This is a genomic window from Achromobacter sp. MFA1 R4, from assembly GCF_900156745.1.
Taxonomy (GTDB): Bacteria; Pseudomonadota; Gammaproteobacteria; order Burkholderiales; family Burkholderiaceae_B; genus Achromobacter.
This window is the reverse complement of the sequence record NZ_LT707065.1, coordinates 1,818,992-1,844,702: the sequence shown is the minus strand read 5'-3', so window position 1 is coordinate 1,844,702 and position 25,711 is coordinate 1,818,992. Positions and strand designations below refer to the sequence as shown.

General features: G+C 63.4%; 26 protein-coding genes and 1 pseudogene. 11 read left to right on the top strand and 16 right to left on the bottom strand.

Annotated elements, in window-relative coordinates; all coding sequences use genetic code 11:
* Positions 1-26 precede the first annotated feature (26 nt).
* Both BXA00_RS08260 and BXA00_RS08255 read left to right on the top strand, forming a co-directional pair.
* The gene (locus BXA00_RS08260; RefSeq protein WP_076517860.1) at positions 27-1,349 is read left to right on the top strand and encodes a UDP-glucose/GDP-mannose dehydrogenase family protein; all 1,323 of its coding nucleotides are present in this window, start codon (positions 27-29) and stop codon (positions 1,347-1,349) included.
* A complete protein-coding gene (locus tag BXA00_RS08255; RefSeq protein WP_076517858.1) occupies positions 1,346-2,410 on the top strand; it encodes a glycosyltransferase family 4 protein in 1,065 nt (354 codons plus the stop codon). Before BXA00_RS08260 ends, BXA00_RS08255 begins: the two co-directional genes overlap by 4 nt.
* Positions 2,411-2,474: 64 nt before the next feature.
* Here the strand turns inward: BXA00_RS08255 and BXA00_RS08250 are convergent, their stop codons facing one another.
* The 3 genes from BXA00_RS08250 to BXA00_RS08240 form a co-directional block, all read right to left on the bottom strand.
* Positions 2,475-3,113, bottom strand: a complete 639-nt coding sequence (locus BXA00_RS08250; RefSeq protein ID WP_231952234.1) for a nucleotidyl transferase AbiEii/AbiGii toxin family protein — start codon at positions 3,111-3,113, stop codon at positions 2,475-2,477.
* A gap of 56 nt (positions 3,114-3,169) precedes the next feature.
* Complete coding sequence (locus BXA00_RS08245; RefSeq protein ID WP_076517853.1) at positions 3,170-3,484, bottom strand: hypothetical protein; 315 nt, start codon at positions 3,482-3,484, stop codon at positions 3,170-3,172.
* Between the two features lie 104 nt (positions 3,485-3,588).
* Positions 3,589-4,077, bottom strand: a complete 489-nt coding sequence (locus BXA00_RS08240) for an Lrp/AsnC family transcriptional regulator (RefSeq protein ID WP_076517851.1) — start codon at positions 4,075-4,077, stop codon at positions 3,589-3,591.
* Between the two features lie 150 nt (positions 4,078-4,227).
* On the opposite strand from BXA00_RS08240, the gene glmS reads away from it, so the two are divergent.
* Positions 4,228-6,060, top strand: coding sequence for a glutamine--fructose-6-phosphate transaminase (isomerizing) (gene glmS / locus BXA00_RS08235; RefSeq protein ID WP_076517849.1), 1,833 nt, complete (start codon positions 4,228-4,230; stop codon positions 6,058-6,060).
* Between the two features lie 916 nt (positions 6,061-6,976).
* On the opposite strand, the pseudogene BXA00_RS08230 reads toward glmS, so the two are convergent.
* Positions 6,977-7,497: pseudogene (locus BXA00_RS08230) on the bottom strand (tyrosine-type recombinase/integrase).
* Between the two features lie 258 nt (positions 7,498-7,755).
* Complete coding sequence (locus tag BXA00_RS08225) at positions 7,756-8,208, bottom strand: GNAT family N-acetyltransferase (RefSeq protein ID WP_231952233.1); 453 nt, start codon at positions 8,206-8,208, stop codon at positions 7,756-7,758.
* A 341-nt stretch (positions 8,209-8,549) separates the two neighbouring features.
* Here BXA00_RS08225 and BXA00_RS08220 point away from each other — a divergent pair, with 341 nt between their 5' ends.
* Positions 8,550-9,647, top strand: coding sequence for a type VI immunity family protein (locus BXA00_RS08220; RefSeq protein WP_076517846.1), 1,098 nt, complete (start codon positions 8,550-8,552; stop codon positions 9,645-9,647).
* A gap of 115 nt (positions 9,648-9,762) precedes the next feature.
* Here BXA00_RS08220 and BXA00_RS08215 read toward each other — a convergent pair whose 3' ends face one another.
* From BXA00_RS08215 to BXA00_RS08180, 9 genes are all read right to left on the bottom strand, one after another.
* Entirely contained in the window at positions 9,763-11,178 is a 1,416-nt protein-coding gene (locus BXA00_RS08215) for a S41 family peptidase (protein WP_172805863.1), read from the bottom strand.
* A gap of 7 nt (positions 11,179-11,185) precedes the next feature.
* Positions 11,186-11,545, bottom strand: a complete 360-nt coding sequence (locus BXA00_RS08210) for a Rap1a/Tai family immunity protein (protein WP_076517842.1) — start codon at positions 11,543-11,545, stop codon at positions 11,186-11,188.
* Between the two features lie 78 nt (positions 11,546-11,623).
* Positions 11,624-11,758 (bottom strand): hypothetical protein, encoded by a 135-nt coding sequence (locus tag BXA00_RS29375; protein ID WP_255376780.1) that lies wholly within the window; start codon positions 11,756-11,758, stop codon positions 11,624-11,626.
* A 108-nt stretch (positions 11,759-11,866) separates the two neighbouring features.
* Positions 11,867-13,351, bottom strand: a complete 1,485-nt coding sequence (locus BXA00_RS08205) for an efflux transporter outer membrane subunit (protein ID WP_076517840.1) — start codon at positions 13,349-13,351, stop codon at positions 11,867-11,869.
* Between the two features lie 10 nt (positions 13,352-13,361).
* Positions 13,362-14,291, bottom strand: coding sequence for an HlyD family secretion protein (locus tag BXA00_RS08200; protein WP_083714218.1), 930 nt, complete (start codon positions 14,289-14,291; stop codon positions 13,362-13,364).
* Positions 14,284-14,478, bottom strand: coding sequence for a DUF1656 domain-containing protein (locus BXA00_RS08195; RefSeq protein WP_076521854.1), 195 nt, complete (start codon positions 14,476-14,478; stop codon positions 14,284-14,286). Before BXA00_RS08195 ends, BXA00_RS08200 begins: the two co-directional genes overlap by 8 nt.
* On the bottom strand, positions 14,468-16,480 hold the full coding sequence (locus tag BXA00_RS08190; protein ID WP_076521853.1) for an FUSC family protein: 2,013 nt from the start codon (positions 16,478-16,480) through the stop codon (positions 14,468-14,470). The genes BXA00_RS08195 and BXA00_RS08190 overlap by 11 nt, the downstream gene beginning before the upstream one ends.
* Before the next feature lie 243 nt (positions 16,481-16,723).
* Positions 16,724-17,656, bottom strand: a complete 933-nt coding sequence (locus BXA00_RS08185; protein ID WP_076517838.1) for a LysR family transcriptional regulator — start codon at positions 17,654-17,656, stop codon at positions 16,724-16,726.
* Positions 17,657-17,776: 120 nt separating this feature from the next.
* The gene (locus tag BXA00_RS08180; protein ID WP_076517836.1) at positions 17,777-18,244 is read right to left on the bottom strand and encodes a nuclear transport factor 2 family protein; all 468 of its coding nucleotides are present in this window, start codon (positions 18,242-18,244) and stop codon (positions 17,777-17,779) included.
* 117 nt (positions 18,245-18,361) lie between these two features.
* On the opposite strand from BXA00_RS08180, the gene BXA00_RS08175 reads away from it, so the two are divergent.
* A complete protein-coding gene (locus BXA00_RS08175) occupies positions 18,362-18,931 on the top strand; it encodes a TetR/AcrR family transcriptional regulator (RefSeq protein WP_076517834.1) in 570 nt (189 codons plus the stop codon).
* A 147-nt stretch (positions 18,932-19,078) separates the two neighbouring features.
* Here the strand turns inward: BXA00_RS08175 and BXA00_RS08170 are convergent, their stop codons facing one another.
* On the bottom strand, positions 19,079-19,978 hold the full coding sequence (locus BXA00_RS08170) for a LysR family transcriptional regulator (protein ID WP_076517832.1): 900 nt from the start codon (positions 19,976-19,978) through the stop codon (positions 19,079-19,081).
* A gap of 102 nt (positions 19,979-20,080) precedes the next feature.
* Between BXA00_RS08170 and BXA00_RS08165 the strand changes: the two genes are divergently transcribed.
* From BXA00_RS08165 to BXA00_RS08155, 3 genes are read left to right on the top strand one after another with little or no spacing between them, the layout of a single operon-like run.
* Complete coding sequence (locus BXA00_RS08165; protein WP_076517830.1) at positions 20,081-20,512, top strand: DoxX family protein; 432 nt, start codon at positions 20,081-20,083, stop codon at positions 20,510-20,512.
* A gap of 21 nt (positions 20,513-20,533) precedes the next feature.
* Positions 20,534-20,962, top strand: a complete 429-nt coding sequence (locus tag BXA00_RS08160) for a nuclear transport factor 2 family protein (protein WP_076517828.1) — start codon at positions 20,534-20,536, stop codon at positions 20,960-20,962.
* Entirely contained in the window at positions 20,962-21,888 is a 927-nt protein-coding gene (locus BXA00_RS08155) for an NADP-dependent oxidoreductase (RefSeq protein ID WP_076517826.1), read from the top strand. The genes BXA00_RS08160 and BXA00_RS08155 overlap by 1 nt, the downstream gene beginning before the upstream one ends.
* A gap of 7 nt (positions 21,889-21,895) precedes the next feature.
* Here the strand turns inward: BXA00_RS08155 and BXA00_RS08150 are convergent, their stop codons facing one another.
* The gene (locus BXA00_RS08150; RefSeq protein WP_076521851.1) at positions 21,896-22,789 is read right to left on the bottom strand and encodes an AraC family transcriptional regulator; all 894 of its coding nucleotides are present in this window, start codon (positions 22,787-22,789) and stop codon (positions 21,896-21,898) included.
* 284 nt (positions 22,790-23,073) lie between these two features.
* Here BXA00_RS08150 and BXA00_RS08145 point away from each other — a divergent pair, with 284 nt between their 5' ends.
* From BXA00_RS08145 to BXA00_RS08135, 3 genes are read left to right on the top strand one after another with little or no spacing between them, the layout of a single operon-like run.
* A complete protein-coding gene (locus tag BXA00_RS08145) occupies positions 23,074-23,814 on the top strand; it encodes an SDR family oxidoreductase (RefSeq protein ID WP_076517824.1) in 741 nt (246 codons plus the stop codon).
* 50 nt (positions 23,815-23,864) lie between these two features.
* A complete protein-coding gene (locus BXA00_RS08140) occupies positions 23,865-24,626 on the top strand; it encodes an SDR family NAD(P)-dependent oxidoreductase (RefSeq protein ID WP_076517822.1) in 762 nt (253 codons plus the stop codon).
* A gap of 48 nt (positions 24,627-24,674) precedes the next feature.
* Positions 24,675-25,523, top strand: a complete 849-nt coding sequence (locus tag BXA00_RS08135) for an SDR family oxidoreductase (protein ID WP_076517820.1) — start codon at positions 24,675-24,677, stop codon at positions 25,521-25,523.
* Positions 25,524-25,711: the final 188 nt, after the last annotated feature.

Here is a 25,711-nt window from a genome sequence, read left to right as displayed (position 1 = left end):
ATTCCCTATTTTGAAGGCGTTCAGGCATGAAGATCACGGTCGTGGGTACCGGTTACGTGGGTTTGGTGTCGGGAGCGTGCCTGGCCGACATGGGCAACGATGTCATGTGCCTGGACGTGGATGCGGCCAAGATCGCCCTGCTGCGCCAGGGCGGCATCCCCATCTACGAGCCGGGCCTCGAAGACCTGGTGCGCCGCAACGTGCAGGCCGGACGCCTGCACTTCACCGATGACATCGCGCAAAGCGTGGCATTCGGCGACGTCCAGTTCATCGCCGTGGGCACTCCGCCCGGCGAAGACGGTTCCGCCGACCTCAAATACGTCCTGGCGGCCGCGCAGAACATCGCGCGCCACATGACCTCGCGCAAGCTGATCGTGGACAAGTCCACCGTCCCCGTCGGCACGGCCGACAAGGTGCGCGCGGTGGTCGCCAAGGAACTGGCCGAGCGCGGCGTCGACCTCCCCTTCACGGTGGCGTCCAACCCCGAATTCCTGAAGGAAGGCGCGGCCATCAACGACTTCATGAGTCCGGACCGCGTCATCGTCGGCGCGGACGACGACTACACCATCGGCGTGATGCGCCGCATCTACGAGCCCTTCCAGCGCACGCACGACCGCCTGATGGTGATGGACGTGCGCTCCGCCGAGCTGACCAAGTACGCCGCCAACGCCATGCTGGCCACGCGCATCTCGTTCATGAATGAAATGGCGAACCTGGCCGAAGTCCTGGGCGCGGACGTCGAACAGGTGCGCCGCGGCATCGGCGCCGATCCGCGCATCGGCTACCACTTCCTGTATCCCGGCGCGGGCTACGGCGGTTCCTGCTTTCCGAAGGACGTGCAGGCGCTGGTCAACACGGCGTCCGAACACGGCTTGCCGATGCGCGTCATCGAAGCGGCCGAAGCCGCCAACCACGCACAGAAATTCCGCCTCGCCGAAAAGCTGGTCGCGCGCTTTGGCGAAGACCTGCGCGGCCGCAAGATCGCCTTGTGGGGCCTGTCGTTCAAGCCCAATACCGACGACATGCGCGAAGCCCCCAGCCTCACGGCGATTGCCGAACTCACGCGCCGCGGCGCCGAAGTCCGCGCCTACGACCCGGTGGCCATGCACGAGGCCGGCCGCGTGCTGGCGGGCCATCAGGGCATCAGCTTCGCCACCGACATGTACGACGCGCTGGACGGCGCGGACGCGCTGCTCATCGCCACCGAATGGAAGGTCTTCCGCGCGCCCGACTTCGATCGCGTCAAGGCGTTGCTCAAAACGCCCCTCATCATCGACGGGCGCAACCTCTACACGCCGGCCGACGTGCGCAGCCTGGGCTTCGAGTACTCGGGCATCGGCCGCGCATGAAGATCCTGCAACTGAACTTCGAGAAAGGCTGGCGCGGCGGCGAACGCCAGACGCTGTACTGCATGCGCGCCTTCCGCAAGGCCGGCCATGACGTCGAAGTGATGTGCCGCGAAGGCGCCCCGCTGGCCGAGCGCGCGCGCCAGGAAGGCTTCGTCGCCCACGCCGTGCGCAACGTGCCCGGCCAGCTCGCCTTCCTGGCGGGCGCCGGCCGCTACGACATCATCCACGCGCAGACGGCCAACACCATCACCTGGGCCGTGCTGACCAAGTGGCTGCATCGCCGCCCGGTCGCGTTCTCGCGCCGCACCTCGTTCGTGGTCAAGCCGGGCGACGAATGGAAGACCGGCTTCAAATGGTGCCACGCGGACCTCTTCGTGGCCATCAGCGAGATGGCCGCGGGCGAACCGCGCCGCCTCGGCATCGAACCCGTCATCATCCGCAGCGCGGTCGAGCCCCACCAGATCAACGCCGACAACGTCGCCAATCTGGTGCGCGAATTCGACCTGGAAGGCAAAAAGGTCATGGCGACGTCCGCCGCGCTCATCCGCGACAAGGACCCCGTCACCCTGGTGCGTGCCGTCGGCGAACTGGCCAAGACGCGCCGCGACTTCGTCTTCCTGCACTTCGGCGCCGGCGGCGACCGCGAGCAGCAGGCCAAGGACGAAGCCCGCAAGCTCGGCATCGAAGACGTCTACCGCTTCGCGGGCTTTCGCAAGGGCGTCGAGGACTTCTACAGCATCCTCGACGTGTTCGTCATGAGCTCCGAAGAAGAAGCGCTGGGCAGCAGCGTGCTCGACGCCTTCCTGCAGCGCGTACCCGTCGTCTCCACCGACGCCGGCGGCCTGAAGGAAAGCCTGGCCGACGGCCGCGGCGTGCTGTGCGCCGTGGGCGACCATCAGGCCATGGCGGCCGGCATGGCGCGCTGCCTGGACGACGCGGCCTTTCGCCAGGAAGTCACCGAACGCGCCTATGAGTACGTGCGCAACGAGCACGACGTGCAGAAGATGGGGAATCGGTATCTGGCGCAGTTTGAGCGGCTGGTGGGGCGGAAGCCGCGCTGAGTCGGCGCGCGCTGAGCGTTGGAAGCGCCGCGCGCTGGCTGTTGGGCGCCTAACTATGGGGCGTCTAGCTATCCGCCCATTCCGCAATCTTGGCCTTGCCCCACGCCACGGTCGTGTCCAGATCGGGAAGGCGATCCGTTCTGATCCGATCCCAAGCGACGCGCTGGGATGGCCGTTGCGCCATGTGCGTCAGGGCTGCCTCCAAACCGTCGAGCTTCGCCTTAAGAAGTGACGCCAGCGCATTTTCTGGAATTGCGCCGGCGGGCGCCTCCGCGTGCAGGATGGCCCAGTCAAATAGATCCCGGGCGGTCAACGCCCATCCACGGAAAAACAGCTTTTTCGCCAGCACTTCGGCCGGCGGCTCCAAAGGAAAGCGGGTTTCCGGCGCGGGGGGATTCCACATACCAGATACTTGCGGAAGCAACGGCGCCGCGACGACGAAATCGATTTCGCCCTCGGCGAAGCGCAGTTTCACATGCGCGTTATCTTCGTTGTAGCCCGCCAACTCATTCTCGAACATGTCATTCAGTCGCGGCGAAACGTACGGGAGCCATCCCGGCGAATCAACGAACAGGTCAACATCGTCGCTGATCCGGTGATTGAGGGCGAGCATCAAGCGCGTACCACCCCCTAACACTGGCTGGAAGGAATTGCCGCCGTGAAGGCGGGCGTTCTCCACCAGAAGCCGCGCGTGCGATTCCAAACGCCTCCATGGGCCGGTTGACCGGTGGAGCAGGATGTCTTCCCTGGAAGTGCGCATCAAAGTACCCCCTCGAGCGCTTCCTCCCACCGGACTGCCCTTGGCAGGTCAAAGTGCTTTCGGGCGTTTTGATAGAGCGCCTCAGCTTCTTCTAGTCGCACGCCCGCTTCAAAGCTGGCTCTACCAATGAATTCAGGTTCCAGTTCAAGGAACATGTGCGCCAGCAGCTCTTGTGCAAGCGGATCGCTTGCAGCCAAGGAGAGATTGCCAGCGCGCAACGCAGTGGCGACATCAACTGCACTCACCACCTGTCCATACGGAGCATTGAGGTGTGTTGCAATCATCTCGAGGTACGGGGTCGATGGCGGTGGCAAGGGCAACTCCTGTCGGGACGGTGAGGGCCTTTCGCGCGTCTTTGGTGCATTATCCCCCGTCTGGCGGCGGCAGGCTTGGCGCATGCTGAAATTGTGCGCCCGCCTTACCCCCGCACATCGATCCGCGTCTCGAACTTGGCGCGATGCACCGAGAAAAACGTGCGCACGTTGCGCACATTGGCCTGCGCCGTGAAGGCGCGATGCACCAGCGCGTGATAAGCCGGCATGTCCTTCACCTGCGCGATCACCACGAAGTCCGGACCCGGCGACACCCGATAGCACTGCAGCACGGCGTGCTCCGTCAGCATGCTTTGCTCGAACGCATCCAGGCTTTCCGCCGCCTGCACATCCAGCGTGATCTCCACGATCGCCGTCAGCGTGCTGCCCAGTTTCTCGGCCGCCAGAATCGCCACCTGCCTGTCGATCACCCCTTCTTCCACCAGTCGCCGCACCCGCCGCAGGCAGGTCGGCGGCGACGCATGCACCTTTGCGGCGAGATCCTGGTTGGTCAGCGAACTGTCTTCTTGTAACTGTTCAAGAATGCGCCGGTCCAGATCATCCAGTTCGGGTAGCGAAATCGGCATGTTTTGCATGATTAATTCAGCTATGTGAATTCAATGAAAGATTATTTAATCACATTTGTGTAAGGGAATTAACTGCCAAATTCATCAATATAAAGAAATCAAATTTCTTTAGGGGTCGCGCACAATGCGTCGGTACACGAACCTACCGGAGTCACTCCTATGTGCGGCATTGTTGGCGCCGTCGCCCAGCGCGACATCACCCCGATCCTCGTCGAAGGCCTCAAGCGCCTGGAATATCGCGGCTATGACTCCTGCGGCGTCGCCGTCTACGCCGATGGCCACCTGCGCCGCACGCGCAGCACGCAGCGCGTGGCCGAGCTGGCCGACCAGGTCGCGCAGGACAAGATCCAGGGCTTCACCGGCATCGCCCACACCCGCTGGGCCACGCACGGCGTTCCCGCCACCCACAACGCTCACCCGCACTTCTCGCACCTGGGCAACGACGAGCCGCGCATCGCGCTCGTCCACAATGGCATCATCGAGAACCACGACGAACTGCGCGCCGAGCTGCAAGCCGTCGGCTACGTCTTCGAAAGCCAGACCGATACCGAAGTCATCGCGCACCTGGTGAACCACCTTTACGCCGGCGACCTCTTCGAAGCCGTGCAGAACGCCGTGCGCCGCCTGCATGGCGCCTACGCCATCGCCGTGTTCTGCCGCGACGAACCGCATCGCGTCGTCGGCGCGCGCCAGGGCTCGCCCCTGGTGGTGGGCGTGGGCCAGAACGAAAACTTCCTGGCTTCCGACGCGCTGGCCCTGGCCGGCACCACCGACCAGATCATCTACCTGGAAGACGGCGACGTCGTCGACCTGCAGCTCTCGCGCGTCTGGATCGTCGACGCCGCCGGCAAGAGCGTCGACCGCGAGGTGCACACCGTGCACGTGCACACCGGCGCCGCCGAGCTGGGCCCCTACCGCCACTACATGCAGAAGGAAATCTTCGAGCAGCCGCGCGCGGTCGGCGACACCCTGCAGGACATCGAGTCCATCACGCCCGAACTCTTCGGCGACCAGGCCTACAAGGTCTTCAAGGAAATCGACTCCCTGCTGATCCTCGCCTGCGGCACCAGCTACTACGCGGGCCTCACCGCCAAGTACTGGATCGAATCCATCGCCAAGATCCCGGTTAACGTCGAAATCGCCAGCGAGTACCGCTACCGCGACAGCGTGCCCAACCCGCGTTCGCTGGTCGTCACCATCTCGCAGTCCGGCGAAACCGCCGACACGCTGGCCGCGCTCAAGCACGCGCGTTCGCTGGGCATGGAACACACGCTGACCATCTGCAACGTGTCCACCAGCGCCATGGTGCGCGAGTGCAAGCTGTCCTACATCACGCGCGCCGGCGTCGAAATCGGCGTGGCGTCCACCAAGGCCTTCACCACCCAGCTCACGGCGCTGTTCCTCTTGACGCTGACGCTGGCGCAGACCCGCGGCAAGCTCACGGAAGAGCAGGAAGCCGAGCACCTGAAGGCCCTGCGTCACCTGCCTTCGGCCATCGGCTCCGTGCTGGCGCTGGAACCCCAGATCATGGCCTGGGCCGACCGCTTCGCGTCCAAGGAAAACGCCCTGTTCCTGGGCCGCGGCATGCACTACCCGATCGCGCTGGAAGGCGCGCTCAAGCTCAAGGAAATCAGCTACATCCACGCCGAAGCCTACCCGGCCGGCGAACTCAAGCACGGCCCGCTCGCGCTGGTCACCGAGCACATGCCGGTCGTCACCATCGCGCCCAAGGACGAGTTGCTGGAAAAGCTGAAGTCCAACATGCAGGAAGTGCGCGCGCGGGGTGGTGAGCTGTATGTGTTTGCCGATGCGGACAGCAAGATCCAGAGCGCCGAAGGGATGCATGTGATCCGCATGCCGGAACACTACGGAAAGCTGTCGCCGATTCTGCATACGGTGCCGCTGCAGTTGCTGTCGTATCACACGGCGTGCGCGCGCGGAACGGATGTGGATAAGCCGCGGAATCTGGCGAAGAGTGTGACGGTGGAGTGAGGCGGGGCGGGCTTTGGCCCGCTTTGAAAACTGGAAATAGAGTCGGTCGCGAGTCGAACGCACTACATCGTCACCGATTGTGGCTAAGGTGGGCTCATTGGTTGTTTGGGCGTGGGAGGGGGCCGCAGAGCGGCCCTCTATTTTTGTGCGCATGATTAGCTCGGTGCGCACCATGCACGGTCCCGGCGGTGTTAGGGATTGGGCGTCTGAGTGAACGACGGGCTAGCGGTCATCGACGACTGGCCGCCTTCGACTCGCTTCCGCCAGTCGCAGCCAATGGAGCCCAGACATGACAACAGGCGTCGGCCTCTAGGAAGAAGCCCCTAAACGACGAAGGTTGGGCGTACTTGGTGGGAGCAAAGACTCGAAGAGTTCTGTCGCGCATGAGTGCCAGGCTTGGAGTGGAGTCCACGCTTCCGGTGGCTCACCCCACCAACTGAGACGACCTGATGGGGTGAACGTGCCGACTTCCACGCCGTAGGATGTGCCGTCGATCCCGATGGTTGATGTCGAGGTAAATGGGGTTAGCTGCATCGCACGAAGTTCGGCCAACAACTCGCGAAAGGTCTCTTCGGGAACAGGCAATTCAGTACCGAATGTGATTGGTTCCAAGTCGACGGTATAAACCTGATCCCACACTACCCGGCGAATGTAGAACTGTCCGCCAGTTCGCGCTAGAGACCATGCGACGTAAGGCTCAAAGGCCGGGTAGACCCACACCCTAAGCAGCCTAATGAAATTTCTTTGGGGGAGCAGAGGGTAGCTCTCGGGCTCCTCCAGGAGGGAAAGGGCGCGCTTGTATTGAATGTCACTCACCAGACTCTCCAAGTTCTAAAGAATGAATGTATTCGAATTCTGCAGTGGCTCCGAATGTCGGCTCCTGGCCGGCAAGCGACCGCACGCCGGCCAGGATGTGTCAAACCTCAGTTTGCTCGGCCATCTCAAGAGCATGGTCGACCTCGATGCCGAGATAGCGAACCGTGCTTTCCAGCTTCGTATGCCCGAGCAGCAGTTGTACCGCTCGAAGATTCTTCGCCCGGCGATAGATCAGCGAGGCTTTTGTACGGCGCATAGTGTAAGTTTCATATGCGGTATCGTCGAGGCCAATCAATGCGACCCAGCGATGCACAATCCGGGCGTACTGCCGCGTCGACAAATGCGGCGAGGTATGCAAACGGCTCGGGAACAGAAAATCCGCCGCCTTTAGCTCTCGCGCTTCGTCCACGCTTCAAGGCTCTCACGGGTTTGCTCCGTAATCTCGAATTGGACCGGACGCTGGGTCTTCTGTTGCATGACGGTAGCTCTTCCGGCTACGTGGCTTCCGTGACGGATATCCTGTTCCTGCAATTGCGTGAGATCGCACGCTCGAAGCTTTCTTTCAATTGCGAGATTGAACATCGCGAGTTCCCGAGTGTTCGAAGCCATCTGAAGTCTCATTCGAATTGCCCAAATTTCTCGGAGCTTTAGGGGCGGCTTCTGCCCGGTGAGCTTTCCCTTGTTTCATGGCACACGACGGTCAACGGCGGCATTCGCGAATTCCATGACAATCTCCATTTGAGTAAAGGGAGATTCAGTGTGCTCCTGCGGAGGGGCGCTATCCGACTGGTAGCTGCCAACGACCGAGGGCTGCGCATGCACAAACGGGGGCCTTCCGAGAGCTGACGGTATGGGCGGATCGGACGACCACGACAAAGTTTAAGCTAAGGGCTTTGCAACGAACGCCTGTTTGCCTTTGGGATCGAACCCCGCAGACTGATAGAAGCGCAGCGTCGCCTCGTCCTTGCGTCCGGTCATCAGCATGACCTTGTAGCAATCCTGCTCCCATGCAACCTCAACAGCCCTGGCTAGTACCGCCTTGCCAAAACCTCTGTTTCGATACGCCCTATGAGTGACGACGTTCTCTATGAGGCCGTACGGTCTGCAGGCCCGGGTGAGGTTTGGAATGATAGTGAGGTTGCAACTCGCGACGAGTTGTCCATCCAGGATGACTCGGAAGTATCGAAAACGTGGGCTTGAGAGAAGTTCGCTCCAGACGGACTCAACGATTGCCAAAGGCGGCGTAGGCTCGTCGACTTCGTGCAGATGAGCGTAAAGAACAAGCAATTCTTTAAGGTCAGGCGATCCAAGCTCTCGAATTAGCATTTGCATGCTCCCCTTCGGTTATGCAATCCAAGCATATTAAATAGCGTTTCGAGAAGACGCTTCTGGCCGAAAGTGTCCCTATAGCCCTGGGCTGAGACTGGAGCCCGGGCATTATGCCAAGTAGGCTCGACAGTGGCACTTATGTCGCTGCACAACGATGATCCGCACATCGCGCGGTCAACGTAGCAATTCAAAAACGTGCGCCTCCTTCCACGGGCCGGAGGAAGTACGCCGTGCCGGCGAGCCAGGCGCTTTACACTTTGCTGCGGATGCATCTGCGCGGTCGCTTGCCCCCCCTTGCCCGGTGGAATCCCTGCGCCCGTCCCCGCCGTACGCTGAGACGACCTATGACAGACTTTCATCCCGACATGAGCCGCGAGGCGTTTGCCGCAGCACTTCGCGAAAACGCGCAGGCGCAGCAGTTCCCCGGGGCGATGCTCATGCCCAAGAGCCGCCACGACTATGTGGGCGCGGTCATCGCCATCACAGGTACCTTATATTTCGAAGGCGGCTACACGCAGCTTAAGCGGGAGGCAATCGCACAGTGTTTTGACGATTACCTGGCGCAGACGGGCGATGCCCTTACTTGGCTGTGGCGTGGCGAGCCCCCGTCAGGCCCGCCGTGCATGCCCTATGTCAAGGCTCCGAAAATCCGCGATTTTTTCAAAACGCTCGACGAAGACGAGAAGCTTGACCTGCAGTACACAAGCGGCACCAAGCGCGAGGACGCCGCCCCTTATTCCTTTTATGTCAATGCCGCACCGGCTTGGGCCACCAAAAAAACAGGCCGTCTGGATGTGTTGCGGTTTGCGTTGCCCTTTGTTGATATTGTCGAGCAACCCAAAGCCTTTCAAACCTTGTTCGTCGAATTCGCTGGGCGGCTGCAAGCATTGCATGGCCATGGCGGTTTTGGTTTTGTGCTGTCCCCGTCGGAATGGAACAGTAATCAGTCCACCGAAGCCTTCGCGTCGGAGCAGGCCCGCGGCGTTGATGTGGGGGCGCCAGTATTCTCCGCCATGGTGCTCAAGCCCGACACGTTCAAGACGGTGTCCTGGCTGACCGCAATCAATCGTGACATGGTGACGCAGGCAGGCGGCTTGCACACGTTGCGCTCGGAATTGCCTCCAGACTGGTTTGCCTTCTATGACTATGGCGCTGGCATCGTCATTCAGGCTGGCAATGAACCCGACCTGGCGGCGACGGCTATCGACCCCAAGCCTCCGCAGTACGCGCTACCTAACGCAGCGCTCAAACCGCTGCGCAGTGCTGTGTTCGGTTTACACCTGGCAGCCAGTGCCGCCGGCGAACCGCGACTGACCGGACTAAAGGGCGAAGCATGGGTTGAGCGCTTCGATGTATCTGACGAAGAGCTGCTCGATGTCAAGGCACGCCTGCTTGATACGCCTCGGCTAGATACCACTCACACTTTGGACGACCGACTGTAGCGCAGCCGGGGGACCAGCCCAGCCCAATGCTTCGTGTTCCATCCGGCATCCATGAATGCAGGCTGCTGCGCCTTGCGCGAAGGCTGCGTGAGCCAAGTGTCAGGCGGCGCCAGCCCTAATCGCCGTTAGCGGCCGCCAGGGCGGTCAGCGCCGCCAGCATGGCCGTGTCGGCACGGGCGGGCGACGTTGCCACCGCCGTGCGCACCCGTTGCGCCAACGTGCTGTTGAAATCGGCCGCCAGGTCGGTGCGCACCGTGATCTGCCGCCCGGCCTCATCGAGCTGCAAGTGCGGCGCAACCCCTACCCCGTCCAGCCGGGTGCCATTGGCGCGGTGGACGCGGGCGGTGGTAATCAGCAGCGCGCCCTGGTTGCCGGGCAGCGGCAGCACGGTCTGTACCGTGCCCGCGCCCATGGTTGTCGCGCCGATCAGCAAGGCGCGGCCGTGGTCCTGCAGGGCGGCGGCCACGATCTCCGCGCCGGCGCCTGTGCGGTGATCGACGAGCACGGCCATCGGCATGCGCGGTGGCACGGCGGGGCCGCGGGCGCGCAGCGTGCGCACATTGGCCGGCGTGCGGCCGCGCAGGCTGCCGACCTCGGACCCTTCGGGCAACACAATGCCGGCGACTTGTTCGGCCACGTCGAGCAGCCCGCCAACGTTGCCGCGCAAGTCCAACACCAGGCCCGCCAGCGGCGCGTCGGCGCGCACGGACGCGGCGTCGAGCGCGTCTTTTAACTGCACTCCGGTCCGGCTGTCGAAAGCAGAGATCCGGATCACCGCGACCGCGCCGTCCAGGTCCCAATGCACCGTGGGCGGGGCCGGCAGCGGCCCGCGCACCGGCTGCACGGTGATCGTGCCGGCCGTGCCCGGCCGCCGCAGCGTGAGCGTGGGGCGGGTGCCGGCCGTGCCGCGCAGCAATGCGACGGCGTCAGGCAAAGGCAGGCCCGCGGTGGCACGGCCATCCACCTGGTTCACGATGTCGCCGGCCTGGATGCCGGCGCGTTCGCCAGGGCTGCCGGGCAGGGGCCGCACGACGGTCAGGGCGCCGTCCCGGATCGACAGCTCCAGGCCCACCGACGCGGGCGGCGGCGCCAGTTCGGCGGGCGTTACGACGCGGCTGTGCGCGTCCAGGCTCGCCATCATGCCGCGCAAGACAGCGTCCAACGCCGTCTCGCGCGGCGTGCCGTCGGCAAAACGCAGGATCTCGCCGGCCAGGATGCGGATCTGCGGTGTCATGCCTTCGGTCAGATGCCCGGCCAGGACGGCCTTATCAATTGCGGCCTTGTGCGATGGCGCGTCGGCGCCGGGCAATGTCTTGAGCGCGCGCAGGCCGTGGACCACCAATGTGCGTGAATCCAGGGGATCGACGTACTGGTCTGCGACCTGGGTCATGGCAGCCGCGAGCGTGGCTTCGATGTCCTGGCGCGTCGTGGCTGCGGCGGCGGACGCGTGCATGACGATGCCTGCCAACAGCAGGGCGCACAACGACCGTTGCAACACGCGGTGGCGCCAGGTCTGTTTTGGGTTGGTCAAGATGATCCTATCGGCAAGCGAAAGACTGATGAAGGGCCTCGCTGACCAGCGGGCCGGCATTTTCCTCGAGACGGTTGGCTGGCAGCGTGGACAAGTAGCTGTACACCCTGTCCTTCAATTCGTGGGGAAGGACGCCGGTCGAGGTGCACCAGACCGTGCCTTGTGTCTGGTCGGCAATGCCTGCGATGTAAGCCTGCGCGTAGGAGGAAGAGAATTGCTGGCGAAGCGATGCATCGCGAAGTTCCGATGGCATCCGGCCTTCAAGGGCCGCGGCAAGCTCGGCGCCGGTGAAGTGCCAGGTCCTGTCTGCTTGCGCCTGGCACACCGCGCAGGCGGACAGCATGCTGAGCAGTGCGAGTCGTCTCATTGGCAACGTTATCCCTTTGGTCCGCCTGGTGGCTTTGTCGTGTGCGTTCTGTTGTGCCTGCAGGATGCCGGCCTGGTATCAAAAATGGTCGAGCTTATCGGACGCCAGGAATACGCCTTCGGAGAGATACCACTGCCCGTCGGTGGCGCGCCATCTGGCAAGATCCTCGCGGGAGGTCTGGAGTTTGAGTAAGGCCGGATAGGGTTCGGACATGGCAGCTATCGAGTCTCGGATTCTGACCAACTTTGCTTGTACCAAATGAGGGAAGTCAGGCCAACTCTCCAGGGATGCAGTCGCGTCCTGATGCGCTGCCTCAAAGCGTCATTGCGTCGCCGCTGTTTCTCCGGCGGCCGATGGGTCGGATTCTGATGCCAATCCCGTGTCCAACCATCCCGCCCCTACCGCCTTGTACAAGGCAATGCCTCCTTCCAGCTGCGCCAGTTGGCTGAGGGCCAGCGCATCGCGTGCCTGGTTCAGGCTGCGCTGCGCCACCAGCACCGGCAGGTAGGCGCTCAGCCCTCGCGCGTAGAGTTGGGTGGCCTGTTGCAAGGCCTGTTGGCTGTCGGCCACGGCGTTCTGTAGCGCGGCTTGCCGTTGGCGTTCGCTGGTCCACGCCGTCAAGGCGTCTTCCACGTCGCGCAGCGCCGATCGCACGTCCCGTTCGTAGACGCGCCGCACGGCGTTGGCGTTGGCCTGTGCCGCGGTCACGCCCGCCTGCGCGCGGCCGCCGTCGTAGAGGGACTGGCTGCCCTGCATGGCTGCCGACCACGCCAGGCTGGCATCCGAGAACAGGTCGTGGATGATGCTGGCGGTGGTGCCGAGCCCCAAGGGGATGCGGAACGTCGGGAAGCGTTCGGCCTGGGCGACGCCGATCTGCGCCGTGGCGGCGGCCAGGCGTCGTTCGTCCGCGCGCAGGTCGGGGCGTTGGCGAATGACGTCCGAAGGCAGTGACAGCGGCAAGTCGACCGGCATGGGCAAAGCCGGTGCGGGCGTTGCGAGGGCGGTGTGCCAGTCGCCCGGAAACCCGCCCGCCAGCACGCCGATGGCATGGCTGAACCGGGCGATGTCCGCTTCCAGCAAGGGCGGTTGCGCCTGGGCCATTTGGCGCTCGGCGCGGGCTTGGGTGACATCGGCCAGCGTGCCCAGGCCGCTGCGGTGCGCCTGTTCCGCCAGGCGCTCGGCTTCGGTCAGCGAGCGAATGTTGTCCTGCGTGATGGCCAGGCGCAGTTGCGCGGCGCGCAGTCCGGCGTAATCGGATACCAGTCCGGCCACCAGACTCACTTGCAGCGCGCGATGGTCGTCGGCCAGCGCCTGGATGCCGGCGTCGGCAGCCTCGACCGCGCGGCGCGTGCCGCCGAACAGGTCCAGCTCCCAACTGGCATCGAACCCAAGATGCCAGGTTCGCGCCTGTCCGCCGGGCTGGGAGCTGAGTGCCTTGCTGCCACGTACGGCCTCGCCGGCTGCGCCGGCCGAGACCTCGGGCATGGCGGCCGAGGCGATCTGCACGCGCTCGGCGCGTGCCTGGCGCAGTCGCGCCAACGCGATGGCCAGGTCCAGGTTGTGCGCCAGGGTCTGATCGACCAGGCGGTCGAGCAAGGGATCCTGGAAGGCGCGCCACCAGGTGCGCAGGCCATCGTGGTCGCCATCGGATAGGGCGGCGTCGGCCTCGATCCAGTGCGTGGGCACGTCCAGCGTCGGCGCGTGGTAGTCCGGGCCCACGGTGGTGCAGCCGGTCAGGACGGCCAGCAGCGAGGCCAGCAGTGCCCGGCGGAGGCGTGGCCGCGTGCGGGGGATGGGTGCGTGCATGGCCTTGTCCTCACATCCAGCGGTGCAGCAGCGAGATCAGCCGGCCCTGGGGCGCCGGCGTGCCCGCCGAGGGCGTGACCTCGATGCTGCCCGTCATGCCGGCGGCCAGCACGACATCATGCGGTACATGCTCGAACTCCACGCGCACGGGAATGCGCTGCGCCAGCCGGACCCAACTGAAGCTGGGTTCCACGCTTGGCAGGCCCTGCGCGTCGGCCTGCTGGTTGCTGTCGGTGATGCCCCGCCCGATGCTGGCCACTCGCCCCGGCAGGTCCTGGTCGAATCCCATCAGGCGGATCCGCGCCGCGGCGCCGGGCTGGATGCCGCGCAGCTTGGTTTCCTCGAAATACCCGGTGATCCAAAAACTGTGGGCATCGATCAGGGCGAGGTTGGGCTGGCCCGCCACGGCGTAGTCGCCCTTGTTCAACCGCAGGCGCGTGACGTAGCCATCGGTCGGCGCGCGAAGTTCCGTACGCGCCAGATCCAGCTTCGCCCTGTCCACGGCGACCCGGGCGCCGCGCAGCTCGGCCCGCGCGATGGCCTCGGCCTGAGTCGCCCGCTGGATGTCCTCGGCGGGCACCAGGCTTTCCATGCCGCGGCGCCGCCGCGCCTCCTCGGTCTTCTGACGCAAGGAGACCTCGGCCGCCGCCAACTGCGCCTCGGCCTGGTCCAATGCCAGCGCAAAGCTGGCGTCGTCGATGCGATAGAGCACGTCGCCCTGTTTGACGTATTGATCGTCCGCGACCGAGACCTCGGCGACGGTGCCTGACACCTCGGGCGCGATGCGCACGATCTGCGCGCTGACACGTCCATCGCGGGTCCAGGGTGCGATGACATAGGCGCGCCACAACGCGCTGACCAGAAACCCGGCGGCGACGACCACCGCGAGGGTAAGTCCTGCCCGCAGCAGGCGCTTGGCGGAAATTGAACGTTCAGACATAAAGCACCAACAGGGAAACAAGGCAAAGAGAAATGGCGAACTCGAACAGGCCCGGATGCCATACCCAGCGCAGCACGCCGCTGCGCACCAGCATGAAGCGAAGGCCCAGATAGATCGGCAGGGTCACGCAGGCGTAGACAAAGAACGGCGGCAGGTAGATGCCGGCCAACGAGAACTCACTGAGCATGGGCGTGGCCTCCAAAGGGGTGCGGGACGTCGTTCGCATGGCGTTCCAGCAGCGCGGCGATGTCGAGCAGCACGACCGTCACGCGCCGCACGTCATCCGTCGCGGCGCTACACCGCGCCGGCAAGCGCGCCAACGAGGCCGCCGCGCGGCGGGCATGGCGTGCGGCCCGTGCGGGGTCGCCGGCCCGCTGGCCCATAAAGCGCAACGGACGCGCCACCACGCGCGGCCACGCGACGTCCTGGGGCGCCTGGCGCAGCCAGCGTCGCAAGCGCAGGACTTCCCGGCCCAGATGCAGGCTGGTCAGCGCCTGCGCGATGGCGCGATCCATCGCCTGCGGCTGCGTCCTGAGCAAGGCGCCCAGTTGCGCGATGCGGTGTTGCTGGCGCCATTGCCAGGCCGGCGCATCGGCCGGCTCGCCGCGCAAGGTGCCCAGCGCCTCGTCGCGGATGCGCTGGCGCAAGCGCGTAACGTCACGCGCCCCGTTGCGCGGCAGCACGATCCTGAAGCCCAGCAGCGTGAAGCATGTCGCCAGGATCCAGGCCACGGCGCCATTGAGGAACAGGGCAAAGTCGTAGCGCATGGGGTTGTCCGCCGCCGCCAGTGACGTGAACGCCACCAGATAGGCCACGCCGGCCAAGGCATAGCGCGGCATCGTGGTGGCATACACACCGGGCAGCCAGAACAGGCTCAAGGTCACCAGCAGCAGCGGCAGGCCCGAGATGTGCGGCAGCACGATGAAGGTGCACAGGAAGGCCATCGCAACGGCCGCGGCCGTGCCCTTGATGAATTCGACCGCACCCATCGTGGGATTGGGCGCCGTGGACAGCAGCGCGCATGCGGCCGCCAGCCCCGCCAGCATCATGTTGCCTTCCGTCCAGCCGGTGGCGATCCAGAAGGCGCCGCCCATCACCACGGTCAACAGGGCGCGCACGCCATTCTGAAGGGCCGCCATCGTGTCGCGGTGGAACGGCACGGACACGCGTGCCGCCGTCGGCCTGGGTTGGTGGAAACGTTCGATGCCTTCGAGCGCGTGCAGGTAATCGTCAAGCTGCTCGATCAAGCGATCGCCTGCGATCATCAGCGCGGCCTGCTCGGAGGCGTCGTCCAGCGAGGTAGCGGTGAGCGCGTCCACCAGCCGGGCGCGCAGGTCGGTCAGAAGCCCGCTGGCGCGCGCCCTTCCGGGCGGGCCGGGTTCCTGCTCAAGCGTCTGGCCGACTTCCCGCCATGCCTGCTCCCAGTCCGGCTGCAACGCGCGCAGCGCAGCCAAGCCGGCGCTGTGTCCGCGCAAGGGCGGCGTGCCGCCCACCAGGGCGGAAAACAGCGACACCATCGTGTGCCGCACCGTGCCGGCACGATGGGCCAGGTCGGCGGACTCGGCCTTGCCCAGCGCCAGCAGATCGTCCACGCCATACACCTCGGCGATGAGCGAGCGCCGTCCGGCATCCAGGGGCTTGGCGCCCGGTTCGGCGCTGCCTTGAATGGCCTGGTGATGCGTCGCCAGCACGCCCGCCGTGGCGGTCGCCAGGCGGTCGAGCAGCGAGGCCAGGCGGCTGTGCACGCTGCGGCTGCTGAACAGGGCCGATACCAGCGCCAGGCTGACCACGCCGAGCAGGACGGACGCGCCGCGCCCCATCACCTGGTCGAAGGTGCGTTCCGGATGCTGCATGGCGCCGTAGGCAGCCAGGCCCACGGTATAGCCCGCCAGCGCGGCGCCATATGCCCGGAAATGGCGCAGCAGGGTCATCCCCACCACGCACACCCCCAGCCACGCGCCAAAGCCAAGCAAGAACAGCCAGGGCATCTGGCCAAAGGCGCTCATCAGCACGCAGGCCGCCAGCATGCCGACCAGCGTGCCCAGCACCCGCCACACCCCCTTGCCGATCACGCCGCCCTGAACAGGGTTGATGACGAGCAGCACGCTGGAAGCCGCCGCGTAGGGCGCGTGCAGGTCCAGCAGATAGGCCACCGCCAAGGCCAGGCAAGCGGCCAGGATCGAACGCATCACATAGGTCGCGCGGGGCGTCGTCAGATCGAGATAAGGAAGTCCACGCGCCAACCCTTCCCAAAACCGGGACGGCCGGGGAGAGACGCCTGGATGCGCGGCAGGCACGTTCGCGGAATGCACGGTGCAGCCCTTCTGCAGTGATCAACACGCATCACTGTAGGCACGCGCAATCATTCCGAAAAGTGCATTTATTGCACTCGGACAATTGCGTATTACGCACGCATTGGCGTGCGCGTGCCGCTACGGCTTGGCGCGCTTGGCCGCCTGCGCCTGGCTCTCGCTGCAGAGCGTATGGATGGTCTGCCGCAGCCATTGATGGGCCGGGTCTCGCTCCATGCGCGGGTGCCAGGCCTGGGTCAGCAGCACCGTTTCCAGCGGGGTGGGCAGGTCGAACACGCGAATGCGCAGGCCCGCGGACAGCGCGGTGCTGGCCAGATGCCGGGGCAAGGGCAACAGCAGATCCGAATCCTGCAATGCGAACAGCGCCGTGTACGGATTGGGCAGCACCAGGGCGACGTGCCGGCGCAGCCCCTGCGCCTCCAGCGCGGCGTCGACGGGCCCGGCGGCCTTGCCGCGCCGCGACACATTGATGTGCTCCCAGCGCGTGAGGCGTTCGGGCGTTATTTCTTCGGCGAAGATCGGATGGTTGGCGCGCGCGACCCCCACGAACGTCGTGGTGAACAGGGACTGCACGCGAATCTCCGGCCCCAGCTTGCGCGAGGCGCTGATGAACAGGTCGATGCGGCCGCTGCGCAGCGCCTCTTCGTCGAGGTCGTCTTCCTCCGGCGAAAAGCGCAGCATCGCCCGCGGCATCTCCCGCGCCATCGCATCCAGCAGATGGCCCAGATGGATACTTACGAACTCATCGGTGGCGCGGACGTTGAAGCGCCGATCCAGCGATTTCAGGTCGATCCGGGCATCGGAAGCGAACACCTGCGAGGCCTGTTCTACCGCCACCCGCACCTGTTCGCGCAGTGCCAAAGCCTTGGGTGTAGGTATGAGTTTGCGGCCGACCTGGACAAACACCGGATCGCCCAATGCCTCCCGGATGCGGCTCAAGGTGCGGCTCATCGCCGGCGCGCTCAGGTGCATGCGGCGCGCAGCGCCGATGACGCTGCCTTCGTCGAGCAGCGCATCCAGCGCCAGCAGGAGATTGAGATCGGGACGTGGCATGGCTGCGCGCTCTGTGGGTTTACCGTTGCGCAATCATAGGCTTCTTCAGATAGCGGATGAAGCAAGCTAAGGCCAAGCCCACACAGGCCTGACCTTCCGCATCCCCATGCTTGCGATCTTTCAGAGCCCAAGTTCCGACAAGCCCGGATGATCGTCGGGCCGGCGGCCGAGAGGCCAATGAAATTTGCGCTCCGATTCCTTGATCGGCATGTCATTGATGCACGCGTAGCGGCGATGCATCAGTCCATCGGGCAGGAATTCCCAGTTCTCGTTGCCATAAGAACGGAACCAGTTGCCCGCGTCGTCGTGCCACTCGTAGGCGTAACGCACGGCGATCCGGTTGCCGTCGTGCGCCCAGAGTTCCTTGATGAGCCGGTAGTCCAGTTCCTTCTTCCACTTCCGATCCAGGAAGGCCTGGGCTTCCGCACGGTTGTTGGCGAACTCGGCGCGATTGCGCCATTTGGTATCCAGCGTATAGGCCAGCGCGACTTTCGCGGCGTCGCGCGTGTTCCAGCCATCTTCGGCGAGCCGAACCTTCTGAATGGCGGTTTCCTTGGTGAACGGCGGCAGCGGGGGGCGAGTTTCCATGATTGCTCCTGGGCAAAAGAAAGTAGAACGATCTGTCTACATGCGCAGATTAATCGAGGTGGAACGATCTGTCTACTTCAAATTGCGAGGGGTGGACCGATCTGTCTACAATGCGCCATGACACGCAACACTCCCCCCGTCGACACGCTCTCGCCTCGTGAACGCATCCTGCATGCGGCCCATGCCTTGTTTTACGGTCAGGGCATCCGCGCCACCGGGGTCGACAAGATCATCGAAGCCGCCGCTGTCACCAAGGTGACGTTCTATCGGCACTATCCCAGCAAGGAAGTGCTGGTGATGGCTTATCTGGAGTTCCGCCACGAACGCTGGATGCGGTGGTTTCGAGAGAGTCTTGCGTCCAACTTGGCCGCCGGCGCCTCGCAGATCGACGCGCTGGCGCTCACGCTGCGCGAATGGTTCGACAGCGAGGAATTCCGCGGGTGCGCGTTCTTGAATGCCGCGGCCGAGTTCGGCTCCACGCATCCCGAGATATTGAAGATCGTGCGCGATCACAAGAACGACGTCGCGCGATGCCTGGACGAGATTTTCGAGAGCACTGGCCATACCTTGGGCGGCCCTCTTACGGTCGCCATTGACGGCGCGATCGTGCACGCGCAGATGGGTGAATCCACCGATCACGCCATCGATGCGATGCGCAGTCTCTCGCGCTGTGTTCTTGAGGCGTGATGGCGGCGAAGGCGGATGTTGGTTGCCGCGAATGGCTCTCCCGGTCTGCACCTATCCGAGAAGTGAATGGGCTGGAGTCTGTTTCCGTATGCCTTCCAACCAATCCTGCGGGGCATCTAACCGGCAAAGGCCATCGCGCTGCGCTAGCTAGTTGGCTGTCGCATTTCTGAGCCGCTCGAGGAACCAGCGGCCAGCAGGACCGGGCGGTGTGTCTTTCCGAAAGACGGCGAACATCGCGATGGGCGGTGTATGCGGCAGGAAAGCCTCAAGCGCCAGGGGGACCAGCTTCCCGGCATCCAGGTCATCTTGAACCATCGCCACCGGCATATGGCCCCAGCCAAAGCCGGCGCGCAAGAACGCATGTTTCGCGCCCAGATCGGCGAGACGCCATATCTGGGGCGAGAAGACGCCGAAAGTTTTGCCTTCTGTGAGGGTCGTGCGGTCTGTCAGCACCAATTGGACGTGTTTTTCAAGGTCCGCAGGCCGGATGATCCCTTTGTTTGACGCCAAGGGGTGGGACGGTGCGGCGACTGTAATCATTGGCACGTCTAGCAGCTTCTCTGCATCGAGAATTTCCGGGACCGAGGGCATCGAGCCGCTAATGCCAAGCCGGCATGCGTGCGCCATCACAGGCTGCAGGACGGCACCGAGCGCCTCGACATACAGCCGCAATGGGGTGTGCGGAAACTCGTTTCGAAACGCACCGACTGCGTCGGTCAGCGAGGCCATCGGATACATCACGTCAACCACAACCGACAGTTCGGGCTCTAGTCCATCCGATATCGCGCGTGCCTTGGCTTTGAACCCATCCATGCCACCCACCACCAGCCGCGCCTGCGCAAGCAACGCCGCCCCTTCGTCCGTCAGCCGGGGATATCGTCCGGCGCGATCGAAGAGCTTTACGCCAATCTGACTCTCCAGGTTCGCCAGCGTATGGCTGACCACGGACTGCGCTCGACGCAGTTTCCGTCCGGCGGCGGAAAAACTGCCCTCGTCTGCGGCGGCAATGAAGGTGCGAAGCTGATCCAGCGAAAGGGCGTCGAGCATGCATTCATGGAGTAGATGGATTGCATCTAGAAATATAGGCTTCTTAGATACGTGTCAAGTCTCTAATCTTCGGTCATCCACACTCTTTTAAGGATGATCACAATGAACTCAAACCTGAACGCTTCGCTGAACGCAAACGCTCCGATCGCCGCCATGGGTCGCGCACTCATCGCAGCAATTTTCTTCATTAGCGGCGTGGGCAAGCTAATGGCCCCGCATGCAACGATGGCCTATATCGGATCGCTGGGTCTCCCTGCCCCAGCACTCGGAATGATGGGCGCATTGGTGCTGGAACTGGCGGGCGCCATGCTTCTGGCTATTGGCTACAAAACGCGCTGGGTCGCTCTTTTGCTGGCTGTCTACGCCATCGTGACCGCGCTCATCTTTCACCACCAGCTCGCCAACCAGGATCAGATGTTCCATTTCCTGAAGAACCTGGCGATGGCCGGTGGCCTGTTCCAAGTTATCGCATTTGGCCCGGGGACCTTCAGCCTTGACAATCGCCGCTTGCTGGCCCAGCGCGCGGCCGCTTGACCTATCACAGGGGAAGACATTATGAGCAGCGCGACAACGCTTTTAAAGAACCACCTTGAATGGCTGGTGGACGAGCCGCAGAAATGGCAGGGGCTGATTGCCGAGAACATCGTTTGGGATTTGCCTTACGCCCCAAGCCTCGGACATCCGATGAAACTCGAAGGTCGCAAATCCGTACTGCGGCACGCGAACTGGTTCGCGGGAGCGGTCAGGAACTTCCGTTTCTTCGACACCATCGTGACAGCGACCGAGGACCCCCAGCATGCAATCGCGCGGGTCCGTGGCGAAGGCCTGATAACCGCGACTGGCCGCCCCTATCGTCAGGAGTACGTCGTCTTTCTGACCGCCAAGGACGGCCGCATCGTGCATCTTCGAGAGTATTTCGACCCTGTTCAGGCAGCCCTTGCCCTCGATGCCCCCGTTGTGGGCGTCTCTTCCCGGAGCATCTGATGAAAGCCATCCAAGTGACCGCCTACGGCAGCCCGCAAAACATGACATTGGCCGTGGTGGACGATCCCGTACCCGGCGACACTGAAGTATTGATCGACGTTGCCGCGGCATCGGTTAACCCCATCGACTGGAAAATCGTCAGCGGCGCCATGCAGAGGTTCATTCCACTGCCGTTACCGTTCACGCCGGGGGTGGACGCAGCAGGAACTGTCATCGCCGTGGGGCGCAACGTCGAGACACTGAAGCCGGGTGACGAGGTCATGGGATTCATCGGCATTGTCGGCGCCTTTGCCACGCGCGCAGTCGTGGATGCAACCCGGTTGGTACGCAAGCCCGCATCCCTTCGTTTTGCAGAGGCTGCCGCGGTTCCCGCAGCGTCGTTGACGGCATGGCAGGCGCTCCACGAGCACGGGGGCCTGCAAGCCGGCCAATCCGTTTTGATCCACGGTGCGGCAGGCGGCGTAGGCAGTGCTGCCGTACAGCTTGCCAAGCTGGCCGGTGCCCACGTGATCGGGACCGGCTCGGCCCCAAATCGCGAATATGTGAAAGATCTGGGCGCCGATGCCTTCATTGACTACCGCACGGAAGATTTCACCCATCGTGTCGCGGCGCTGGACCTGGTGGTGGACCTGATCGGCGGCGAAACCCAGGAGAAGTCATGGTCGGTGCTAAGGCCGGGTGGCACGCTGGTCTCCACCGTCGCGAGCCCTGATGCGGCCCGCGCCAAATCAGCGCAGGCTATCGGCAGGCGCTTCGCCGCGCGTAGCGACGGGGCGCAGCTTGAGAAGCTGGCCATGCTGCATGCGTCGGGCGGGTTGCGCACCCATATCGATGCGGTGTTTGCACTGTCGGACGTTGGCCTGGCGCTCGACCACAGCAAGCGTGGCCACGTGAGAGGCAAGATCGTCGTGGACGTGGCTCAGTAGAAGGCGCCTAGGTACCAAAGCGAACTGCCGGCGAAAGGGTGAAAGACTCGCGCATGTCGCGTGCCTCCTCAATTGGCGTTCGCCCAAAAAGCCGCTTGAATTCGCGGCTGAACTGTGAAGTGCTTTCGTAACCGACGCGTCCTGCCGCCGCCGCCGCAGTGGCGCCGTCGCGAATCATCATCAGGCGCGCCTGGTGAAGGCGAGTGGACTTGATGTACTGGATTGGCGACGTCTGGGTCACCGCGCGGAAGTTGGCGTGAAACGCGGGCACGCTCATGCGGGCTTCTTCAGCCAGGAGCGTCACGTTCAGTGGCGCAGCAAAGTCACTGTGGATGCGCTTCAGTGCTTTCGCGATGCGGCCGAAGCGTCCGTGGTGCGACAGGGCAGCACGCATTGCGCCACCCTGCGCGCCCGTCAACACGCGGTAGCAGATTTCCCATACAAGGCTCGGTCCGAGAATCTGAGCATCCATTGGCACGGTCAGTGCTTCCAGCAGCCTGACTGTTGCATCGGTCAATTGCTCGTCTAGCCGCGTAGAAACCATGCCGTTTGGGGGCTCGTCGGGCAGGTACCCATTCGCACCGATCCGTGTGATCAGCTCGCTGAGCTCGACAAGGTCCAGCCGGATAGAAACCGCGAGCATCGGTTCTTCTGGCGAGGCCTGGGTTTCTGTAGAAAACGGCAGCGGCACGGACAGCACCAGATAGTGGTTTGCGTCGTAGACATAGACGTCATTGCCCAAAAAGCCCAGCTTGCGGCCCTGACACACGATCACGATGCTCGGCTCGTACAGCACCGGTGTTCGCCCAAGGGGCCGGTCCGAACGCATCAGGCGAACGCTGTCTAGCGTTGACTGCGTGTAGCCCTCGCTGGGCGCCAGCTTTTCGATCAGGCGGACCATCTTGATCGAAGCAGGGGGGCGGTCCTTCGACACCGGAGTCTCCTGTGGTTTCTCTACAGGCGCCATTCTAGCCGCGTCCTCCACGCTAGGCTAGCCGCGACGATAGGAATAGGCAATAACGGCATCGGTCCGTGTATTCGCCGACAAGCAGGTCATTCTTATCATTCACTCATCGGCTGATGAACAATTTCGCTCAATAAAAGGCCGAAGTGCAACGGCCATGCATTCCTCCGCCAGCGGGGGTCTCAGCGGCCAGAAAAATACCGACGATAGGAGTATGCAATATGGCAAACGTAACCAACGAATCGAAAGTCATTCTGATCACCGGCGCAAGCAGTGGCATCGGCGAGGGTGCCGCGCGCTTGCTCGCAGCGCAAGGACACCGTCTTGTGATCGGCGCACGCCGAACGGACAGGCTTGCCGAGTTGTCGGCATCGATTGAAGCGTCCGGAGGCATCGTCCGTTACCGCGAACTTGATGTGACCTCCGCCGAAGACGTGGCTGCATTCGCACGGTTCGCACTGGATGCGTTTGGTCGCATCGACGTGCTGGTCAATAACGCAGGCGTGATGCCGCTGTCTCCGCTCAACGCCCTGAAGGTCGGCGAGTGGAACCGGATGATCGACGTGAATATTCGCGGGGTCCTGCATGGCATTGCCGCCGTGCTGCCGACGATGGAAGCGCAGGGGCTGGGGCAGATCATCAACATTTCCTCGATTGGCGGCCTCTCCGTGTCCCCGACTGCCGCCGTCTACTGCGCCACCAAGTTCGCTGTGCGTGCCATCTCCGATGGGCTGCGTCAGGAAACCGACAAGATCCGCGTGACGGTGATCTGCCCTGGCGTCGTGGAGTCTGAACTGGCGGACTCGATCTCTGACGACACGGCGCGTAGTGCCATGCAGGCGTTCCGTCGCATCGCCATTACGCCCGACGCCATCGCCAGGGCCATTGCATACGCAGTGGAGCAGCCTGCTGAGGTCGACGTCAGCGAGATTGTCGTACGGCCCACCGCCAGCCCGTTCTGACCCCGCCTTGACGATCAAGCAATTCGTACTTAACCCATCAGGAGAACATCATGGATACACGCAATACAGCAGGCGGCGCCTTCGCAGGCAAGGTTGCCATCGTCACCGGCGCAGCGAGTGGAATTGGCCTGGCAACGACGGAACTACTCCACGCCGAAGGTGCGAATGTGATTGCCGTCGGGCGCAGTCGTAATGTGGAAGGGCTGGCGCGACCCGGAATCGTTCCCCTCGTCGCCGATGTGGCGCGAGAGGAAAGTGCCGTGCGGGCCGTTGCCACAGCAATCGAACGGTTTGGCAAGCTCGACATCCTGGTCAACAACGCAGCGGTCATCATCAACAAGCCGCTGGTAGATATGTCGCTGGAGGATTGGAACGGTATCCAGGCCGTCAATGCCACAGGCGCCTTCCTTTTCTCGAGAGAAGCCATGCGCGCCATGGTGCCCGCAAAGACAGGCGCCATCGTCAACGTGGGGTCCTACGCCTGCTATCAGGCTTTCCCGCTCATTGCAGCGTATGCGGCCTCGAAGGGCGCGTTGGCGCAATTGACGCGTGCGCTCTCGCTGGAGGCCATCGAACACGGAATTCGTGTCAATGCGGTGGGCTCGGGCGATGTCATCACCAACATCACTAACCACATCCACGCCGATGGACAGGCGTTCCTCGCCGAGCATGGCAAGAAGGCACCGATACGCCGTGCAGCGCAACCAAAGGAAATTGCGGAGGTCATCGCCTTTCTCGCATCGGACAGAGCGAGCTTCATCGTCGGTGCAGTGGTCATGGCAGACGGTGGCATGAGCGTGGCCCTGCCCTGAAGACGAGCAGTTCAGAACGTATTTTTATTGATCAAAGGAATTCTCATCATGAAACAGGCATCCCGTACATGGTTCATCACTGGCGCATCCAAGGGCGTCGGTCAGAAGCTCGTTAAACATTTGCTGGAGCAAGGGCATCGGGTCGCGGCAACTTCGCGCACGGCCGCTTCGCTGACAAAGGTATTCGGCGGGAAGTCCGACCGCTTCCTGCCTTTGGAGGTCGATCTGACCAATGATCGCAGCGTGCAGGAGGCGATTGAGCAGACCGTGCAATGGTTCGGCGTGGTCGATGTCGTCGTGAACAATGCCGGCTACGCGCAGCAAGGTACCGTCGAAGCCTTGTCGGACGACGAGCTTCGCAGTAATTTCGAGGTCAACTTCTTCGCGCCAATGGCTGTGCTGCGTCATGCATTGCCGCAGCTTCGTCGCCAGCGCAGTGGGCACATCATCAACATCTCGTCCATCGTTGGCTATCAGGGCGGGTATGCGGGCTGGGGCAGCTACGTCGCGAGCAAGTTTGCGCTGTCTGGTCTGACGGAATCACTTGCCGCGGAAGTTGCGGAATTGGGGATCCGTGCGACGGTCGTGTATCCAGGTCCTGTCCGCACGGATTTCCTGTCGAACGGTGCCCTCGCGGTGGCCAAGCGGCAGATCGACGACTACGCGGAGGCCAAGGCTTCGCTGGATCTGCATCTTGATACGCTGCATGGTCATCAGGCGGGCGACCCGGATAAGCTTGCCCTGCTCATCATCCAGGCCGCGACCGTTGCATCACCTCCGCTGCACCTGTTCGCGGGCAAGATCGCCAATGAGCTTGCGGCGGCAAAGGCGAGCGCCGTCGCAACGGATATCGGAACCTGGCGGGGATCGTCCGAGGCCACCGACTTCGCAGACTGATTGATTGTGCGCATGTCCCGGCTTTGCCGGGACTTTTTTTCTGTTCCCCAAACACCAATTGCGTGCTGGGCGCATATAGCCAACAGCAACGAGGTTCGCATTACCGTCCTTCCATCTCCTTTTTCTTCTCTTTCTCTTTCTTTGCCCCATCGTAGTGGGACTTGATGGCGAGAAACATGAACGTGCCC

Excerpts from the sequence above, each read along its gene's own strand:
- BXA00_RS08260 (WP_076517860.1), top strand. The coding sequence starts at position 27 with ATGAAGATCACGGTCGTGGGTACCGGTTACGTGGGTTTGGTGTCGGGA.
- BXA00_RS08255 (WP_076517858.1), top strand. The coding sequence starts at position 1,346 with ATGAAGATCCTGCAACTGAACTTCGAGAAAGGCTGGCGCGGCGGCGAA.
- BXA00_RS08240 (WP_076517851.1), bottom strand. The coding sequence starts at position 4,077 with ATGCAAAACATGCCGATTTCGCTACCCGAACTGGATGATCTGGACCGG.
- glmS (WP_076517849.1), top strand. The coding sequence starts at position 4,228 with ATGTGCGGCATTGTTGGCGCCGTCGCCCAGCGCGACATCACCCCGATC.
- BXA00_RS08225 (WP_231952233.1), bottom strand. The coding sequence starts at position 8,208 with ATGCAAATGCTAATTCGAGAGCTTGGATCGCCTGACCTTAAAGAATTG.
- BXA00_RS08220 (WP_076517846.1), top strand. The coding sequence starts at position 8,550 with ATGACAGACTTTCATCCCGACATGAGCCGCGAGGCGTTTGCCGCAGCA.
- BXA00_RS08210 (WP_076517842.1), bottom strand. The coding sequence starts at position 11,545 with ATGAGACGACTCGCACTGCTCAGCATGCTGTCCGCCTGCGCGGTGTGC.
- BXA00_RS29375 (WP_255376780.1), bottom strand. The coding sequence starts at position 11,758 with ATGTCCGAACCCTATCCGGCCTTACTCAAACTCCAGACCTCCCGCGAG.
- BXA00_RS08205 (WP_076517840.1), bottom strand. The coding sequence starts at position 13,351 with ATGCACGCACCCATCCCCCGCACGCGGCCACGCCTCCGCCGGGCACTG.
- BXA00_RS08200 (WP_083714218.1), bottom strand. The coding sequence starts at position 14,291 with ATGTCTGAACGTTCAATTTCCGCCAAGCGCCTGCTGCGGGCAGGACTT.
- BXA00_RS08195 (WP_076521854.1), bottom strand. The coding sequence starts at position 14,478 with ATGCTCAGTGAGTTCTCGTTGGCCGGCATCTACCTGCCGCCGTTCTTT.
- BXA00_RS08190 (WP_076521853.1), bottom strand. The coding sequence starts at position 16,480 with ATGCGTTCGATCCTGGCCGCTTGCCTGGCCTTGGCGGTGGCCTATCTG.
- BXA00_RS08185 (WP_076517838.1), bottom strand. The coding sequence starts at position 17,656 with ATGCCACGTCCCGATCTCAATCTCCTGCTGGCGCTGGATGCGCTGCTC.
- BXA00_RS08180 (WP_076517836.1), bottom strand. The coding sequence starts at position 18,244 with ATGGAAACTCGCCCCCCGCTGCCGCCGTTCACCAAGGAAACCGCCATT.
- BXA00_RS08175 (WP_076517834.1), top strand. The coding sequence starts at position 18,362 with ATGACACGCAACACTCCCCCCGTCGACACGCTCTCGCCTCGTGAACGC.
- BXA00_RS08170 (WP_076517832.1), bottom strand. The coding sequence starts at position 19,978 with ATGCTCGACGCCCTTTCGCTGGATCAGCTTCGCACCTTCATTGCCGCC.
- BXA00_RS08165 (WP_076517830.1), top strand. The coding sequence starts at position 20,081 with ATGAACTCAAACCTGAACGCTTCGCTGAACGCAAACGCTCCGATCGCC.
- BXA00_RS08160 (WP_076517828.1), top strand. The coding sequence starts at position 20,534 with ATGAGCAGCGCGACAACGCTTTTAAAGAACCACCTTGAATGGCTGGTG.
- BXA00_RS08155 (WP_076517826.1), top strand. The coding sequence starts at position 20,962 with ATGAAAGCCATCCAAGTGACCGCCTACGGCAGCCCGCAAAACATGACA.
- BXA00_RS08150 (WP_076521851.1), bottom strand. The coding sequence starts at position 22,789 with ATGGTCCGCCTGATCGAAAAGCTGGCGCCCAGCGAGGGCTACACGCAG.
- BXA00_RS08145 (WP_076517824.1), top strand. The coding sequence starts at position 23,074 with ATGGCAAACGTAACCAACGAATCGAAAGTCATTCTGATCACCGGCGCA.
- BXA00_RS08140 (WP_076517822.1), top strand. The coding sequence starts at position 23,865 with ATGGATACACGCAATACAGCAGGCGGCGCCTTCGCAGGCAAGGTTGCC.
- BXA00_RS08135 (WP_076517820.1), top strand. The coding sequence starts at position 24,675 with ATGAAACAGGCATCCCGTACATGGTTCATCACTGGCGCATCCAAGGGC.